We start from the raw sequence: 16,585 nt of genomic DNA on the forward strand, positions 1-16,585 counted from the left end.
CTTCTCACTTCAACACTTTTAACGAGCAACTCTTCTTTTGCTGACCTCTGACCCCTGCTCGTTGTTAATTCCACGCTCTACAATTAAGAATCAAAAATGGTACAGGCGGATTTACAACCAGAGGAAACCGAAGTCACCGACTTTGATCGGGCGATGATGCAGCGATGTTTGCAACTGGCGCGCCGCGCTTTAGGTCGCACCGCACCGAATCCGTTGGTAGGATCTGTCATTGTCCAAGGTGGAGAAATTGTTGGGGAAGGATTTCATCCTGGTGCTGGTCAACCTCATGCAGAAGTTTTTGCCTTGCGTGCCGCAGGCGATCGCGCGCGTGGCGCTACGGTATACGTCAATTTAGAGCCTTGCAATCACTACGGACGGACTCCCCCGTGTTCTGAAGCGTTAATCGCCGCCAAAGTCGCGAAAGTCGTTGTGGGCATGGTCGATCCGAATCCACTCGTTGCTGGCGGTGGAATTGCGCGGTTACGCAGTGCCGGAATTAAAGTTATTGTCGGTGTAGAAGAAGACGATTGCCGTCAACTCAACGAAGGCTTTGTGCATCGCATTCTGTATCAGCGACCGTTTGGTATTTTAAAGTATGCGATGACCTTAGATGGCAAAATTGCGACGAGCAGCGGTCATAGTGCGTGGATTAGTAACCAAAGCGCGCGAAATCTCGTTCATCAACTACGTGCGGCGTGTGATGCAGTAATTGTTGGCGGGAATACAGTCAGAAACGATAATCCCAGGTTAACTAGTCGTCAGGCAGAGGCACACAACCCCCTACGGGTGGTGATGAGTCGCACGCTTGACTTACCTACCGAAGCCTATTTATGGCAAACCGCAGAATTTCCAACGCTCGTGTTGACAGAAATAAACGCTAATCCTCAATTCCAACAGTTCCTACGCCAAAAAAATGTCGAGGTGGTAGAATTGCCATCGCTGACACCAACTCAGGCAATGGCACACTTATACGCACGCGGTTTTTCATCGGTGTTGTGGGAATGCGGCGGCACGTTAGCAGCACGCGCGATCGCCGAAGGATCAGTGCAAAAAATTCTCGCCTTCATCGCGCCTAAAATTATTGGCGGAAGCAGCGCACCATCACCAATTAGTGACTTGGGTTTAACAAATATGAATCAGGCACTTGCGCTCGAACGAGTGCGCTGGCAAACTATAGGGTCAGACTGCTTGGTAGAAGGTTATTTACCGCAAGACAGCAGTTTTTTGGTGCAGAATTCTCATTAATTGCAATAATAGACATTCAATATGCTCGAAATTGTAGTTTGTAGTTTGTTCGTCGGTAGTCTGGGTTTTCAGGCGGTGGTGCTTGGTGGCTGGATGCACTGGCAACAACGTATACTAGCTCATCAAGAAGAAGAGGAGGAAATCTTGACGCAATACGAAACTAAAGAAAATACACTCATCGAGCCACAATCACAACAAAATGGCGCTGCGAAGCAATCGCTTAAAGATCCGCGTCTCGTCGGTTGGGAATTTAAAATTGTCCGCGCTAACCGCAACGTATTTCGCGATTCACAGGTTCTGCAAAAGTTGTGTCAAGAAGAAGCAGAATCAGGTTGGATTATGTTAGAAAAACTTGACGATCGCCGAATTCGATTCAAGCGACCAATTGCTTTACGCGAAATTGTTAAATCAGAATATCTCAAGCACGAACCATATCGCAGCCATTACGGACCTACATGGCAACCCTGGAATTGGTTTGCTGCGATCGCTGTTTTGGTAGCCATGACCTTACCGGCTTATCTTGGTTATGCCCTAGTTTCTCGTACCTTTGCTTCTTCAAGTCAAACACAACCATTACCTGCCGCGTTTCCTCCCCTGGAACCAACATCAGAGCAGTAGTACCACGGCTCAAGAAGCTTGCCGATTTTCTGCCAAATCGCGAATTAAGTTTAGCCGCGAGCGAATGTAGTCGCTGAGAATATCGAGTTCACTTTGATTCAGCGACGTTTTCAACTTGGTTTGCTTAAGTAACCACTGCACCAGATGTGCATCATCGAGTTTTAACAGAGTGTTTGACTGTGTTGTTTCAACTACAGACCAAAGCTGACGCAGGACTGTGGGAGTCATAAGACCTCTGCTGAAAAATTAAGATTTCCTTTATCTTTTACGAGAATACCCAACGAAACCACTATTTTGCACAAGACCACACAACACGACACAAGAGTTACAAATTACTTAACAAAGCGATCGATAACTTGACAAAATCGCTTATTTTAGTCTCGCGGTTTTCATTAAAAGTAAACAAATGCTGATAATGCTATACAAAATCGGCTAGTGACGATTACCTATTACCGATGACCTGCACTTGAAACGTATGATTTATTATTATGCCTACCTACTTCACAAAAACCAATAAACTGCTCCAAGCCTCCCCAAATTTCTTAAACTTAAGGTGAAGTCAATCGAGGGAGTTTCAGTATGAATACTGAAAATATCGAACAAGAAGCTCGCGAGGCAATGGCGCAACAACGCCAGCAAGAGGAACATTTACAACAATCAATGTTGAGCCGCTCTGAAGCAGAAGTTAATAACCCACCAGGTAGCCACACAGAAGAAGAAGCTAGAGAATTAATGATTGAACAGCGCCAGCAAGAAGAGCAGTTACAAAAGTCGATGCTGAGCCGTTCTGCTGCTGAAGTCGGTCTATCGAGCAATCAGTCTTCTCAAGATTAGCTTGTGTTAAACCAACGTTCGTCGAACAAAAAAGTTTAGCGTGTAGAACATACACAACGACAAAGCCTAATCTGTGAAAGCGGTTAGCAATTGGTGCTTAGAGCTAATAAATTGAATTTAGTCGTAGCTGATCTAACAACCGCATCACATCCACTTTTTACCGCCAGGGTAGCTGTTGTTAGCTATCTTGGCTCAGATAAATTGCAATTCAAACATCAGACTTGCCGTCGTAGATTTAAGCTACCTTATTCATCTTGTCAGGATCTTGAATGCCACGTAGCTTGTACCATGTCTGTGTGATTCTTTGCCACCACGATTGCTGATTCATCCCCAGTGCTTTGTTGTAACTCGTGTATGACTGTTGATAGCGACCCAGGTAATGCAAGGCTGCACCGCGAATTAGCCATGCTTCTTGATGTTTGGAGTCTAGTTCTAAAGCTTTTTCGCAACTGCTTAAGGCTTCGGAGTAGCGTTCTAAATGTACCAGTACCACTGCGCGTAATACCCAACTGCTCGGATCGTCTTCTCGAATCGTCACAGCTTTGTTTAGGTTAGCTAGCGCTTCTAGATAGTGACCTGAGTTAGCTAAAGCTGCACCTCTAGCAAACCAGATTTGGTAACTATTCGTTGGATCTGCTGTTTTGTCGAAGCTAGTCATTATTACAGCCATAGTAAGTACATCACATCAGGTAAGCCCACAACCTCAAGGTAGTCTACTTAGTGCCTGATCGTGCTGTAGAAATTACGGTAACTATTGTAAATATTTCAACAATATATTGAAAGTGGCGATCGCCTAGCAAACTGTATCGGTTATATCCAGCGCCTGCGACAGCAGCAAGGCAAAAGCAAACACAGGATAAGGATAGAATTAATGAACTCTTGCCCGCGTTAAAATTCCTTGACGAGGACTAAATAATAAAGCTATCAGAAACAATCCAGAGGCAACTAGAACAATTGCAGCACCCGAAGGAATATTTAAATAATAGCTAAGATACATACCACTAACACTACTGACAATCCCGAACACCGCACCTAATATCATCATTTGATGGAGTTCTTTTACAAGTAAGTAAGCTGTAGTTCCAGGACCAACTAAGAGAGATACAACAAGCACAACTCCCACCGCTTGCATACTAGCAATAATTGTTAAAGTAATCGCAGCAGTTAGCCCAAAATGAATTAAATTCACAGGCAATCCCATTGCTTGCGCTCCTAAAGGGTCGAAGGTATAAAACAGCAATTCCTTATAAAAAACTTTGACTAAGAGGAGGACAATAACTGTAATGAATAAAGTGCGCCACACATCTGAATTAGTGACGCCTAAAATGTCACCAAACAGAAATTGATGTAGGTCTAGTTTACTTCTCAAAACAGTAATTAATGTAATTCCTAATGCTAAAAAACCTGAGAAAACTAATGCCATTGCCACATCAACTTTGACACGAGATTGTGACTGAATCCAAGCAATAACAAAGGTGCTGAATGTACCAGAAACAAAGGCTCCTAGAAAGATATCCATACCAAAGAAAAACGCGATCGCAAGTCCTGGTAACACCGCATGAGCAATGACATCGCCTAATAAGCCCATCCGTTGTACAATTAAATAGGTTCCCACAACCGCACACAAGATTCCGAGTAAAACCGCAGTGGCGATCGCTTGACGCATAAATTCAAAACTTAGCGGTTCAATTAACCAATTCATAGAGTATTCAATAGTCAATAAAGAGTACTGTTTAGGCAAAAAACTGCTTGCTTAAAAGTAGCAAGCCATCGCCGTACGTGCGTTGTATATTTTCTGCGGTAAAAACTTCTCTCAACGAACCATTAGCAATGATTTTGCGATTCAAAAGTAATAGGCGATCGCACTGCGTTAATGTACCTCCTAAATCGTGCGTAATGAGTAAGAGAATTTTTCCTTGAGCTTTTAATTCCTCAAAAACCTCAAACATAATTGATTCTGTCTTTTTATCAACTCCCACAAAGGGTTCATCAAAAAAGAACAATTCCGCCTCTTGCGCTAGTGTACGCGCTAAGAATACGCGCTGCTGCTGTCCTCCTGACAATTGTCCGATCGCCCGCCGTCGTAAATTATAAATTCCGACACGTTCCATCGCACAAGCAGCAATTTCTTTCGCTCGACGGCTATGTTCGCGCAACCAACCCGTATGCACTGTGCGTCCCATTAAAACAACGCGTTCTACAGTAATCGGGTAATCCCAGTCAATCGCCGATCTTTGTGGCACATAAGCAACTGAGTGTAATTGCTGTTGCAGCGATCGCGCCCTGTACCTCACTTTACCACTCGTCGTTGGGACTAAACCCAAAATGCCCTTGACAAGTGTACTTTTTCCTGCCCCATTTGGACCAATTACACCAACAATTTGCCCTGGTTCTAAGCAAAAGCTTACATCCTCAACAGCAGAAATTCCTTGGTAGTTGACAGCTAAGTGCTGAACCTCTAACATGACTCTCTTAGAATGATAATGATAATCAAAATAACCTCAATCCAAAATGTTACACAAACGTTATAAGCAAATTGTCCTAACGATAACGTTGGGGTTAATCGGCTGTAATTCAACTCCTACTCCGACAGGACAAGAGACAACATTACAAACTGTAGGCGATCGCCCATCGGTAATTGCCACCACAAGCGTGTTATGTGATATGACACAACAGGTTGCGGCTGAGACTGTTGATTTAACGTGTCTAGTTGCAGCAGGAGAAGACCCCCATTTGTATCAACCTACACCTGAAGACCGCAAAGCGATCGACCAAGCCGATTTAATTCTATATGGTGGTTACGATTTTGAACCAGCTTTAATCAAATTAATTGAAGCGACGAGTAATCCTGCACCTAAAGTTGCCGTACACGAAGTTGCGGTTTCACAACCAATTATGGCAGAACCGCACAGCCACGACCACGACCACGATCGCGACCACTCGCATGCGTCCGAGGAAACTGCACCCGATCCTCATGTATGGCACAATGCTCAAAATGGTATCCGCATGGTAGAAACTATTCGCGATAACCTAGAGCAAGTCGCACCAAATCACGCCTCACTCTACAACAGCAACGCCCAACAGATTACGAGCGAACTCGCTCAAATCGATGCATGGATTAAATCACAAATTGCGACAATTCCGCCCCAGAATCGTAAGTTAGTAACTACTCACGATGCCATGAATTACTTTGCTCAGGCATATGGTATTCCCATAGAAGGAACACTTAGAGGTATTAGTACAGAAGAAGCGCCTACGGCTGCTAGAGTCAGTGAACTAGTCAAAAATATTCGACAATCAAGCGTACCCACAATCTTTGCAGAAGCAACCATCAATCCGAGGTTAATTCAAACTGTCGCTAGAGAAGCAAATGTTCAAGTATCTGAACGTAAACTTTTTGCCGATGGCTTAGGAGAACCAGGAACCGATGCGGATACCTACCAAAACAAGCTCATTGCCAATACTCGTACTATTGTCGAAGGGCTAGGAGGTAACTATACTCCTCCCCAAGTAGCTAGCTTAAATTAATTTGACTTGGGAACGTGGTATAGTAACTTTCATTAACTCACTCCTAATCTTCTCACAATGGTCTATCAAGTGCGATTAGTAAATCCTGATATGGCACTTGACCGCACGATTTTGGTTCCTGAGGAGCAATACATTCTTGATATAGCAGAAGAAGCAGGAATTCGTTTACCTGCGGGTTGTCATCAAGGAAACTGTTCCGCCTGTGTTGCCAAAATTATTAGTGGAGAAGTCGATCAAAGCGAACAAAGATTTTTACAACCCGCAGAAATTGCAGCAGGCTACACGCTTACTTGCGTAGCCTATCCACTCTCAGATTGTACTTTACAAACGCATCAAGAAAAAGTTTTATACCATTCTTCTTTGTATTATTCTACTGAGCAAAGCGGATAATTAGGAGTAGCAGTAATATAAGAAACCTTTCAAATAATAATTAATGGTTAGATTTAAATATTCTTCACTGATTGATGCACCTGTAGAAGTCGTTTGGAATTTTTACGAGCGTCCTGATATACTCAATCTTCTAACTCCGCCTTGGCAACCAATTCAAGTAATACGTCACGAAGGAGGATTAGAGGTAGGAGCAACAACTGAATTCAATATATTTTTGGGTCTTATTCCCCTACGATGGGTAACGATTCACACTGAATACAGTAGATACCATTTCTTTACAGACGAACAGCGTGAAGGACCACTTGAATATTGGAAACATCGTCATCAGTTTACAGCAGAAGATCATAAAACCTTGCTAACTGATGATATCGATTTTAGCTTACCTGGTGGATTTTTAACAGATTTCTTTGCTAGTTGGTTAGTGATGATGCAACTCGATCAAGTATTTCGCTATCGCCACGAAGTTACACAACGAGAATGTCGAATTCATTATTAAACTTATAGTCAAGTATGAGCAAATAAAAACAATAAAAACAAGACCTCAATTTTCTTTACTCAGCGTTCTCTGTGCCTCTGTGGTTCGTAAAAGTATAAACTTTGTTTCCATCAAGTAAGAAACTCCATGCTCAAACTAAATCAGAACAAAAAAAGAATTTGCTAGACTTGAGAATAGTCAATCAACCCATTGAAGGACGCTGCACCGATGACGCTCTCCATGCATCCCAGTACCTTACTGCTAACCAGGGAACTACCAAACCTGCAATATAGCTCAACACGCGATCGCTTCGATGAAACCTGGGAAGCACCATTATCGACTCTTCTAGGCTTAGGACGTGCAGCAGGGGCTGATTTTGTTGAATTTTTCTTAGAGCGAGTCAACTATATCAACTGTCTAGCCGAAGACGACACAATTACTAGTATTTCTCCACGATTATCGACAGGTGCAGGCGTCCGAGTTTTTCGCGGTAAAGCCGATTGCTACGTCAGCACCAACGATTTATCATTTACAGGACTCAAAGCCGCTTTAGAAAAAGGCTTATCGATTTTAGGGTTACAACTTCCTGCACCTAACGGTTATGTTCCAGAAATCAACCTAGAACTTTTGCGCGACTACGCCACCAAAAAAGGTAAAGAGTCTTGGCTAGCAGGATGCAGTTCCATGCGCGAAATGGGCGAAATTCTCCTTGATGCTAATGCGCAATTAAAACAAAAAGCAACTCACGTCCAATCGAGACGCGCGGTATATTTTCGTGATTGGCAAGAAGTTTTAGTTGCAGCGAGTGATGGAACTTTCGCTAGAGACATCCGCCTAACACAATCTGTAGGTTATAACCTTTTGTGTGCCGATGGGACAAATCGTTCATCGATTAGTAAGCGCGTTGGTAGCACCAGCGAACCCGACTTCTTAAGAAGTTGGAACTATCAAGTAGACGCTGAAGAAGTCGCCGAATCGGCTGGAAAAATGCTTTACGCCGACTATGTAGAATCTGGTAATTACCCCATCATCATGGCAAACGAGTTTGGGGGCGTAATCTTCCACGAAGCTTGCGGACACTTATTAGAAACAACCCAGATTGAGCGCAAAACAACTCCGTTTGCAGATAAGAAAGGCGAAAAAATTGCGCATGAAAGCCTGACAGCTTGGGATGAAGGACTTTCTCAAGATGCCTTTGGGACGATTGACATGGACGATGAAGGAATGCCAGCGCAAAGAACATTGTTGATCGAAAACGGCATTTTGAAGAATTTTATTAGCGATCGCACCGGTTCAATGCGTACCGGACACCCTCGCACTGGTAGTGGACGTCGCCAAAACTACACGTTCGCCGCTGCATCAAGAATGCGTAACACGTACATCGCACCAGGAAACTACACCAACGAAGACTTATTCGCCTCAATTGATAAAGGTATTTACTGCAAGAAAATGGGCGGTGGTAGTGTTGGTCCTACAGGACAATTTAACTTTGCTGTCGATGAAGCTTACCTGATTGAAAAAGGCAAAATTACCAAACCTCTCAAAGGCGCTACCTTGATTGGTGACGCGCAAGAGATTATGAACAAAATTTCGATGTGTTCGCAAGACTTGGGACTCGCAGCAGGATTCTGCGGTTCGGTTAGCGGTAGTGTTTACGTTACCGTAGGTCAACCCCACATCAAAGTTGATTCGATTACCGTTGGTGGAAGATAGATTGATTATGCCTAATATTGATGAACTTGCAGGATATACGCAAGCAAGTGCGGAACGCCTGGGGATAGAAAAATTCGATATTTACGGTTCATCCGTTGACGAAACCAGCGTTCAAGTTGATAGCGGTGAACCCAAACAAGTCAAAGCCTCGAATCGTTCCAGCGTCATTGTACGCGTTTGGAATAAAGATAATACAGTAGGAGTAACCAGCACTACTGATGTCGATTCTAATGGTATTGACTTGGCTTTAAAAACAGCTTATGAAGCAAGTTTCTTTGGGGTAAAAGAAAATGTCCCTGACTTCAGCCCAGAAGCTACTGCTGAACTGAAAGTCGATACCGAAGCAACAGCCCCCCAAGCGCCAGTTTCACAACTCATTGATACACTGATTGCAGCTGAAAAAGAACTTTTACAAGCGCATCCTGCAATCAAAGGTGTACCGTATAACGGTTTATCGCAAAGAGATCTTAGCCGCTTCTACCTCAACAGTAACGGCGCAATGCGCAATGAAGCGCGTTCCTATACATCGATTTATCTTTACAGCAAGACCGAACAAGAAGGCAAAAAACCTCGTAGTGCTGGCGCTTTTCGGATTAATCGTAGTTTAGAACAAATTGATTTACAAGGTTGTGTACAAGAAGCAGCAGAAAAAACAATTAGTCATCTAAACTACGAGAAAGTTCAATCAGGGAAATATCGCGTTGTTTTCTCCCCAGAAGCTTTTTTAAGTTTATTAGGTGCTTTTTCTAATCTTTTTAATGCCCAAAATATCTTAGATAAGCAAAGTCTTTCTACACCAGAATCTTTAGGCAAACAAATTGCTTCTCCTCTACTTTCAGTGTGCGATGATGCGTTGCATCCTGAGAATATTGCCGCAGAAACTTTTGATGGTGAAGGAACACCAACGCGACGCATTCCCTTAATTACTAATGGAGTTTTAAGCAATTTTATCCATAGTGCAGGTACAGCGAAAAGGTTTAATACACAACCTACAGGTCATGCGAATATCGGTGCGAAAGTTAGCGTTAGCTCGCACTTTTATCACGTATTTCCTGGAGAAACTGCATCGCAGGAATATAGTTTAGATAGTGCGGAAAACATCATTTTTATTGATGACGTGCAAGCGCTTCATGCAGGAGTTAAAGCGTTACAAGGTTCATTTTCACTTCCGTTTGACGGTTGGATAGTCAACAACGGTAAAAAAACAAGTATTGAGTCTGCAACCGTTGCAGGCGATTTTCTGGAATTATTGCAGTCAATCATTTTTGTTGAGAAAGAACCAGAATTAACACCAGCAGGCGTTTGTCCAAAAATTTGGGTTGATAATCTTTCAATTACTGGAGAATAAAAAAATACCTAATTTCGAGCTATATAGTATGGTTATCGCGATTTGGTTTGATAGGTTCTAATTCTTGTAATTCTCGGTAGGCGAAGCCTCCACAGCCGACTAGGAATAAACTGATGGCAGTGATAACATACAAAACTGCCATCCCAGAACCAGAACTACTGCTAAAGATACCACCCAGGATAGTTGCTATCCCTCCAGGTGACATGGCGGGTTCAAATACTCGATCTGCTAAAGGACCAGCAATAAAAATTGCGATCGCCGACACAATTTGTAAAACTAAAGCATTCGCGGCAAAGACCCGTCCTTGCTTCTCTGGAGCCACGTTTGCCATCCAAAGTGCCGTTTCAGCGCTACTCAGCAGCGGGAAATTTAACGAGGAGCAAAATTGTGCAGGAATCCACACGAATGTTGTACGCCCTAAGCCAAAGACAGTTTTACTCAATCCTGCCCCAATAAATCCTAGCAGCATGCCATCAGTACGCCGCTGAGAACCACCCCAAACACTGATAATAACTGCACCTGTGACGCCTCCAATTCCAGCAGATGCCGCAACACTACCTAAAACTTGAGCACTACCATCGGTACGTGCGAGAATCATTGGGTCGTAAATGGCTCCTCCAAGATCATGCGCAAACCAAAATATTGCAGTTGTCACTAATAAAGCACGTAAACCTCGGTGATTCCAGATATAGCGCAGTCCAAAAGTTAAAGTCTCTAAAACTTGCTGATCGGCATCAGGACGCGATGGCTGGGGGATATTAACAGCAACCAATGTGGCGATCGCAACAGTAAAAGTTGTTAAGTCAATTAAGAGAATACCTAACAATCCAACGACAGGATAAAGACTACCAGCCAACGCCGGAGCAAAGATCGCAGAACCATAGTGTACCATCGAACCCATACTACTAGCGCGGGTATAGTGCTGTTGTGGCACAATCATTGCAATCGAGGTTGAGTAGGCAAGCTGCTGAATTTGCCCAAAACTACCATTAACCGCACTTGTTAAGTAAAGATGCCAGATTTGTAAGTTATCAGTAAGATACAGTAGCAAGATAGCTATAGTAGAAAGTGCAGCAATTGCATCTCCTAAGAGCATCAACCGCTTACGATTAAAGCAATCGACAATGATGCCTGCAAACAGAGTAATCGGAATGCGTGGTAATTGCGAAAAAAAGCCGACAAGTGCCAAAGCTGTCGCTGAACCTGTCAGTTCCCAAGCCCAAATTATCAGGGCAAACTCGGTCATATAAGTGCCGATGGTAGAGACAAGTTGACCAAGCCAAATAATGGTAAAGGTACGCACAGGCTAATATTATGTTGGAGAGGAATTGTTCAACGGTTATCAAGAATTTAGGAACTAGAGAATGCAATTTTTAATTTAAAACTCAAAACTCAAAACTCAAAACTCCCAAAGACTAGCTTTTTTCAACTAAATACTTGAACAGATCGTCAATAACTGCATCAGCAGCTAGAGGATTACCCCCTCTCCAAGTTGGATAGTTAACTGGATACACTCGATTTTGTTGAACGGCTTTCAACTTCTGCCATAGTGGGTTTTGTTTGAGTTGTGCTAATTTTTGCGCAGATTCATCGCCGTCTGTTGCCACAAAGAGGACATCACCATCAATATCCATCAACCGTTCCTCAGATAGCGAAGTAATACCTCCTGCGATGGGAGAAGCTTGAGCGGGTGGACGACCCAATCCCACATCGGCAAGAATGCTGCCATTGAAAGAATTTTGTAAATCAATATCGATTGTGCCGCAGCAAATATGCACGAATGAAACTTCCAGATCTTGAGTGCGATTTCCTAATGCTTTTTTTAAAGCTTGAATGCGTTGCTCGTAATTTGCCCAAACTTGCTTGGCTTCCTCGGTTTTACCTAGAACTTCGGCAACAAAATTAAAGTGATTTCTCCACGACGGATATCCTTCCCAATCATCTAGAACAGTGGGTGCAACTTGCGAAAGTTGGTTATAGATTGCTTCAGCAGAATGTTTGAAACCAATAATCAGATCGGGTTGCAACGCTAGTATTTTCTCAATATTGGGTTGTTCTTCTTTACCGATAACCTCGATGTCTGCGATGAGTGCTGCGAGATACGGCGGTGGATCGTCAAAGTATACAAGTGAACCAATGGGCTTGACACCCAACGCTAGTGCATTACCCAGTGTAGGAACGCCTAAAACAACGACACGTTGAGGTTGAAGCGGAACGCAAGTTTCTCCTACTGCGTGCTGAATCATACGACAATTAGCAGCCGCATCCAGTGTAGGGGCAATTTGAGTTGATCGGCTACTACAGGCTGAGACGATGCTGAAGGATATGATGACCAACAAAATGAATCGCAGCCAACGGACGATTTTCATGGTGTCGTGGATGGTGTTGCTAACATCATCAAAACTCTACAGAAATATTTGCTAATACGGTAAAAGGAGCTTGAGGCGTAATGAAAAAGCCTTGCGTGTTGTAATATTTCACGCTGAACAGATTTTTGAAATTTACAGCAGCACGCCAATTGTCACGGCGGTAGAAAAGGCTAGCATCGGTGCGGAAATACGAGGGTAACGTAACATCAGTATTTGGCAGTTGTGCTTCGCGTTCATCGACGTAGACTAAACCTAGACCAAACCCCAAGCCTTGAAAATCACCCGATTGAATCTCATAAGTGCTCCATAAACTGGCAGTGTTTTTGGGTATTCCAGCAAGGCGATCGCCCTCTGGAATATCGTTGTCTTCGCTAACAAACGCATCAGTAAGCGCATAAGTTGCGATCGCATTCCAACCAGGTAAGATTTCCCCTCTGATATCTAATTCAATTCCTCGGCTAGTTTGTTCTCCCGTTTGAATACTGAAGTCGGGATCTTCTGGGTCAGGAGTGGAAACGTTTTGACGGGTAAGATAGTAAAACGCTAAGTTAGCCGAAAGGCGATCGCTCAAATCTTGTTTGAGTCCAATCTCGAATTGTTGTCCGCGTTCAGGTTCAAAAAGTTCTCCAGTACGAGTTATACCACCAAAAAGAGTTGGTGTAAAAGCATTTGCCCAATTAAAATACAGTGCTGTGCGCGCAGTGGGCTGATAAACAACTCCCAATCGCGGTGAGAACGATGTCTCCGATCGCTCGCTGTTAGTTGTGTCGTTGAGTGTGTCGCGGTAAAACGAGTTATTGAAATCAAGCCTTCCCCCCGCGAGAACAATCAAGTTGCGGGTGAGATACACTAAATCTTGTAGATAAATACCAATGTTTCGCGTGCCATATTCTTCAAAAAAGCTAGGAACATAGGCACTAGGTCTAGCACCATAAACTGGATTAAAAATATCGATAGGTCCTAGTGTGGCATCAAAGAAATCGTAGGCAAAGCGATAGCGGGCGTATTCAACTCCAAATAGTAGATTGTGATTGATAGAACCTGTGCTGAACTCGCCAATAACTTCGGTTTGAACTGAAAAGTTTTCTTGCTGTTCATCGCTTCTTTGGGCATCGCGTTGTAATGTCCGACCATCCTCATCGACAAACGGTGGAGAGTAATTACCAAGAACAGCAGCTTCGGTTTCTCCGTTAACAATCAGCCCAGCAAATCCTTGGCGAACTTTCCAGCGATCGCTTAATACATGTTCGAGGTTGTAGCCAAAGTAGTAGGAATCAAACTCTGCTCGATTGACATCAGGTTCAAACAAAAAGCGATCGCGCGGTAATTGCAAAAATACTTCTCCTGGTGGAAAGCCGCGATCAAACACGTAATCATAATTTTGATACTCAAACTCAGTTGTCAGCGTTGTTCGCGGTCCAATGTTCCACGTCAACACCGGCGCAACAAAGATGCTTTGATTCTCGTTAAAGTCACGAAAACTATCCGCATTAGTATAAGCAAGGTTGAGTCGGTATAACAAGGAGCCGTTATCGACAAGCGGTCCTGTTAAGTCAACAGCTGAGCGATAAAATCCGTAGCTACCGATTGTGCCATTGACTTCGTAGCGGGGATCTGCTATGGGTCGTTTTGTAATCGTATTAACAGCGCCACTGAGGTTAAATCCACCCCCATAAAGTACAGACGCGGGACCTCTTAAGAATTCTACTTGCTCAATATTGGCAGTATCGCGCGGGCTGATGAATGTGAAATCGCGAAATCCATTGCGAAAGCTTTCGCCAGTATTAAATCCTCGGATATAGTAATCGTTAGAATTGAGTCCGCCATAGCCTGAAAAAGGTTCTACACCAGGAACATTATCAGCGAGTTCAGTTAAACGGACTATTTGACGATCTTCGATGATCTGGCGTGGAATAGCTTGAAGAGTGAGGGGTACATCTCGTAGCGGGGCTTCAATTCGCGTTCCGGTGGTTGCGGCTGAGGGATTGTATCCTTCGTCTTGCGTTCCTGTGACGGTAATTTGAATCGTATCGTCTTCAACCGTCTCTGTTTCTGCTACTCCTGGCGTCACGCTGAAGACAATTCCTGCTTCCTCTGCTTGAATGCTAGCAGTTGGTGGTGCATTTACCCCAGTCACGGTAACTCGAACGCGATTTGGTAAATTGATAATAGAGGTGAAAGCAATTCCTTCTACTGGATTCGCTGTCTGGAGTTGACCATCAGGCGATACCAGCACTGCATTTGAAATATCTATAATTAACGCATTACCAGCAACCGAGGTTATAGGTGACGGGAGTTGTCCTGTGGTTTCTAAAACCACCTCTAACCCAGTTTCGGTAGCATTTAGTCGGACTCCGGTGACTTGAATGGGCGATTCTGAAGCTTGCGCTAGCCATTCCTTCACAGTAGTTGCAGGACGATTGATCTCTTTCAAACGTATTAGCTTACTTGCAGGTTGTTCTAATACCTCCGCTTGTACCGTTTGAGACATCAGTGCAGTAACAATTCCTGCAATCAAAATTGATATCGGCTGTTGCATATCCTCCTACACCACATGGATACAGTTATCGTGCTCTCTTAAGAGAAGATCGCAAGTAGTATTGAGAATATGCGGTTTGGGCGATCGCATTTTGTCGCAAACGGATTTTTTTTTGTCCGATCCGGATCTTTTAGGACTTACTAGACTCTACGATATGTACTAGGAGTCATCCCAAATTGTCGCTTGAACGCATGACAAAATCGACTCTGGCTAGCATAACCGACGGCGTGAGCGACTCCGGCAACACTTAAACTACGTTCATTCAAAAGTTGTTTCGCTTGCTCCATTCGACAAGCTTGTAAGTAACCAAACACTGTTGTGCCAAAAAGTTGCCGAAAACCTATCTTTAATTTGTAATCGTTCAATCCCACTTGGCGAGCTAGGTTTATCAACGATGGTGGATTGTTTAAATTACGGCTTAAAATTTCTCTAGCGTAGTAGAGTCGCTCAATGTCCTCACGCTGTAGGGTGCGAGTTAAAGTAGAGTTGCGATCGTCGCTCCATTGATGGAGTTGTAAAACGAGTAATTCTAAAGTTTTGCTTTCAAGATACATTCTTTTTGTCATCCCATGATATGGGCAGTTCAGAATTTCCCAAAGCGTATTGCGCATTTTAGCGGTTATCTTACCTACAACTTGATGAAAACGCGGTGCTGAGTTACTTTCTTTTAATGGCTGTAGTTCATCCGGCAAAATATCAAAGTCGGTACTGAAAGCATGAAACAGGTCAAGTTCTAGAATAATCCTCAAAAATTGTAGCCGTTGGTTAGCTGGGGAAATCTCTATTTCCTTGATGTTTGGTAGAAAAAATAGATAATTGTAGCCAGCCTTTTCTTCATAGTCTTCTTTGACGCCTTTGATACCTGGAGTTAGTACTTGATGTACTCCTGAAAGATAAAACTTCGATACCAACACTGTCATCGAGTCATCGTGAGTGTTCTCCTTGCTCAAACTTCGGTGATAGTCATCTTGAATAAACTCCACCATAAGCCCAGGGCGTAGCTGAAGTTCCCAAAAGTAATCTTGGCTATATTGATGCCGACACTTGCCAACTCTGTCAAAACCATCCACATTGTAAGCAAGATAGTGCTTTTGCAAGCTTGCTTCCCACTGTTCCATGTATTCCGCTTCTGTAATCGTTTTCATCCGTTGCTTGACTGCTAGAGATACTATTTCCTACATAAATAAGAATCTTTATCATTATTGCAGCAGATAACTCGCTTTCGTTCTTCTAGTAAAAACAAAATTGCAAAGCGCCAATTTTCCTTGTCATCAATGATTAACAAGCGCTTGATGCAGGTATCAAAGCATGACAAGGTTCTTTTTCAATTCCATTGAATGTATGGAAAGAATAAGTATTGAGTCAGCAACTGTCGTGAGTGACAGAGTAGCGATCGCCCAAACGCATTTTTACGACAGGCAAGCGATCGCTAAAGTATAGCTAGACGCATTCAGGTGAGGACAAGTCGATTGAGTAAATGTATTGCGCTGGTAAGCTTTTAAAAAAGCTAATAGCTAACAGCCAAT

16 protein-coding genes are annotated in these 16,585 nt (G+C 43.4%); 8 read left to right on the forward strand and 8 right to left on the reverse strand.

Annotated elements, in window-relative coordinates:
* Positions 1-96 precede the first annotated feature (96 nt).
* Both ribD and GLO7428_RS16465 read left to right on the forward strand, forming a co-directional pair.
* Positions 97-1,245, forward strand: coding sequence for a bifunctional diaminohydroxyphosphoribosylaminopyrimidine deaminase/5-amino-6-(5-phosphoribosylamino)uracil reductase RibD (ribD, locus tag GLO7428_RS16460; protein ID WP_015189705.1), 1,149 nt, complete (start codon positions 97-99; stop codon positions 1,243-1,245).
* A 21-nt stretch (positions 1,246-1,266) separates the two neighbouring features.
* Positions 1,267-1,863: a hypothetical protein gene (locus tag GLO7428_RS16465; protein ID WP_015189706.1), complete on the forward strand. Its 597-nt coding sequence runs from the start codon at positions 1,267-1,269 to the stop codon at positions 1,861-1,863.
* A 9-nt stretch (positions 1,864-1,872) separates the two neighbouring features.
* Here GLO7428_RS16465 and GLO7428_RS16470 read toward each other — a convergent pair whose 3' ends face one another.
* Positions 1,873-2,091, reverse strand: a complete 219-nt coding sequence (locus GLO7428_RS16470) for a hypothetical protein (protein ID WP_015189707.1) — start codon at positions 2,089-2,091, stop codon at positions 1,873-1,875.
* Between the two features lie 351 nt (positions 2,092-2,442).
* Here GLO7428_RS16470 and GLO7428_RS16475 point away from each other — a divergent pair, with 351 nt between their 5' ends.
* Positions 2,443-2,697 (forward strand): hypothetical protein, encoded by a 255-nt coding sequence (locus tag GLO7428_RS16475; protein WP_015189708.1) that lies wholly within the window; start codon positions 2,443-2,445, stop codon positions 2,695-2,697.
* Between the two features lie 235 nt (positions 2,698-2,932).
* Here the strand turns inward: GLO7428_RS16475 and GLO7428_RS16480 are convergent, their stop codons facing one another.
* The 3 genes from GLO7428_RS16480 to GLO7428_RS16490 all read right to left on the reverse strand — a co-directional run bounded on the left by GLO7428_RS16480 (position 2,933) and on the right by GLO7428_RS16490 (position 5,162).
* A complete protein-coding gene (locus GLO7428_RS16480; RefSeq protein ID WP_015189709.1) occupies positions 2,933-3,355 on the reverse strand; it encodes a CDC27 family protein in 423 nt (140 codons plus the stop codon).
* A 210-nt stretch (positions 3,356-3,565) separates the two neighbouring features.
* Positions 3,566-4,399, reverse strand: coding sequence for a metal ABC transporter permease (locus GLO7428_RS16485; RefSeq protein ID WP_015189710.1), 834 nt, complete (start codon positions 4,397-4,399; stop codon positions 3,566-3,568).
* A 31-nt stretch (positions 4,400-4,430) separates the two neighbouring features.
* On the reverse strand, positions 4,431-5,162 hold the full coding sequence (locus GLO7428_RS16490; protein WP_015189711.1) for a metal ABC transporter ATP-binding protein: 732 nt from the start codon (positions 5,160-5,162) through the stop codon (positions 4,431-4,433).
* Between the two features lie 46 nt (positions 5,163-5,208).
* On the opposite strand from GLO7428_RS16490, the gene GLO7428_RS16495 reads away from it, so the two are divergent.
* The 5 genes from GLO7428_RS16495 (at position 5,209) to GLO7428_RS16515 (ending at position 10,151) form a co-directional block, all read left to right on the forward strand.
* Positions 5,209-6,225, forward strand: a complete 1,017-nt coding sequence (locus GLO7428_RS16495; RefSeq protein ID WP_015189712.1) for a metal ABC transporter solute-binding protein, Zn/Mn family — start codon at positions 5,209-5,211, stop codon at positions 6,223-6,225.
* A gap of 57 nt (positions 6,226-6,282) precedes the next feature.
* Positions 6,283-6,615: a 2Fe-2S iron-sulfur cluster-binding protein gene (locus tag GLO7428_RS16500; RefSeq protein ID WP_015189713.1), complete on the forward strand. Its 333-nt coding sequence runs from the start codon at positions 6,283-6,285 to the stop codon at positions 6,613-6,615.
* A 43-nt stretch (positions 6,616-6,658) separates the two neighbouring features.
* The gene (locus GLO7428_RS16505) at positions 6,659-7,111 is read left to right on the forward strand and encodes an SRPBCC family protein (RefSeq protein WP_015189714.1); all 453 of its coding nucleotides are present in this window, start codon (positions 6,659-6,661) and stop codon (positions 7,109-7,111) included.
* 207 nt (positions 7,112-7,318) lie between these two features.
* Positions 7,319-8,803: a TldD/PmbA family protein gene (locus tag GLO7428_RS16510; RefSeq protein WP_015189715.1), complete on the forward strand. Its 1,485-nt coding sequence runs from the start codon at positions 7,319-7,321 to the stop codon at positions 8,801-8,803.
* Between the two features lie 7 nt (positions 8,804-8,810).
* Positions 8,811-10,151, forward strand: coding sequence for a TldD/PmbA family protein (locus GLO7428_RS16515; RefSeq protein WP_015189716.1), 1,341 nt, complete (start codon positions 8,811-8,813; stop codon positions 10,149-10,151).
* Between the two features lie 19 nt (positions 10,152-10,170).
* Here GLO7428_RS16515 and GLO7428_RS16520 read toward each other — a convergent pair whose 3' ends face one another.
* From GLO7428_RS16520 to GLO7428_RS16535, 4 genes are all read right to left on the reverse strand, one after another.
* A complete protein-coding gene (locus GLO7428_RS16520) occupies positions 10,171-11,454 on the reverse strand; it encodes an MFS transporter (RefSeq protein ID WP_015189717.1) in 1,284 nt (427 codons plus the stop codon).
* Positions 11,455-11,566: 112 nt separating this feature from the next.
* Complete coding sequence (locus GLO7428_RS16525) at positions 11,567-12,397, reverse strand: iron-siderophore ABC transporter substrate-binding protein (protein ID WP_041918663.1); 831 nt, start codon at positions 12,395-12,397, stop codon at positions 11,567-11,569.
* A gap of 151 nt (positions 12,398-12,548) precedes the next feature.
* The gene (locus GLO7428_RS16530) at positions 12,549-15,059 is read right to left on the reverse strand and encodes a TonB-dependent siderophore receptor (RefSeq protein ID WP_015189719.1); all 2,511 of its coding nucleotides are present in this window, start codon (positions 15,057-15,059) and stop codon (positions 12,549-12,551) included.
* Positions 15,060-15,199: 140 nt separating this feature from the next.
* Positions 15,200-16,204, reverse strand: coding sequence for a helix-turn-helix transcriptional regulator (locus GLO7428_RS16535; RefSeq protein WP_015189720.1), 1,005 nt, complete (start codon positions 16,202-16,204; stop codon positions 15,200-15,202).
* Positions 16,205-16,585 lie beyond the last annotated feature (381 nt).

It is taken from the genome of Gloeocapsa sp. PCC 7428 (assembly GCF_000317555.1).
Taxonomy (GTDB): Bacteria; Cyanobacteriota; Cyanobacteriia; order Cyanobacteriales; family Chroococcidiopsidaceae; genus Chroogloeocystis.

Coding starts and splice junctions, on each gene's coding strand:
- GLO7428_RS16470 (WP_015189707.1), bottom strand. CDS start 2,091: ATGACTCCCACAGTCCTGCGTCAGCTTTGGTCTGTAGTTGAAACAACA.
- GLO7428_RS16490 (WP_015189711.1), bottom strand. CDS start 5,162: ATGTTAGAGGTTCAGCACTTAGCTGTCAACTACCAAGGAATTTCTGCT.
- GLO7428_RS16535 (WP_015189720.1), bottom strand. CDS start 16,204: ATGAAAACGATTACAGAAGCGGAATACATGGAACAGTGGGAAGCAAGC.
- GLO7428_RS16500 (WP_015189713.1), top strand. CDS start 6,283: ATGGTCTATCAAGTGCGATTAGTAAATCCTGATATGGCACTTGACCGC.
- GLO7428_RS16465 (WP_015189706.1), top strand. CDS start 1,267: ATGCTCGAAATTGTAGTTTGTAGTTTGTTCGTCGGTAGTCTGGGTTTT.
- ribD (WP_015189705.1), top strand. CDS start 97: ATGGTACAGGCGGATTTACAACCAGAGGAAACCGAAGTCACCGACTTT.
- GLO7428_RS16475 (WP_015189708.1), top strand. CDS start 2,443: ATGAATACTGAAAATATCGAACAAGAAGCTCGCGAGGCAATGGCGCAA.
- GLO7428_RS16485 (WP_015189710.1), bottom strand. CDS start 4,399: ATGAATTGGTTAATTGAACCGCTAAGTTTTGAATTTATGCGTCAAGCG.
- GLO7428_RS16515 (WP_015189716.1), top strand. CDS start 8,811: ATGCCTAATATTGATGAACTTGCAGGATATACGCAAGCAAGTGCGGAA.
- GLO7428_RS16495 (WP_015189712.1), top strand. CDS start 5,209: ATGTTACACAAACGTTATAAGCAAATTGTCCTAACGATAACGTTGGGG.
- GLO7428_RS16480 (WP_015189709.1), bottom strand. CDS start 3,355: ATGACTAGCTTCGACAAAACAGCAGATCCAACGAATAGTTACCAAATC.
- GLO7428_RS16525 (WP_041918663.1), bottom strand. CDS start 12,397: ATGATTCAGCACGCAGTAGGAGAAACTTGCGTTCCGCTTCAACCTCAA.
- GLO7428_RS16530 (WP_015189719.1), bottom strand. CDS start 15,059: ATGCAACAGCCGATATCAATTTTGATTGCAGGAATTGTTACTGCACTG.
- GLO7428_RS16505 (WP_015189714.1), top strand. CDS start 6,659: ATGGTTAGATTTAAATATTCTTCACTGATTGATGCACCTGTAGAAGTC.
- GLO7428_RS16510 (WP_015189715.1), top strand. CDS start 7,319: ATGACGCTCTCCATGCATCCCAGTACCTTACTGCTAACCAGGGAACTA.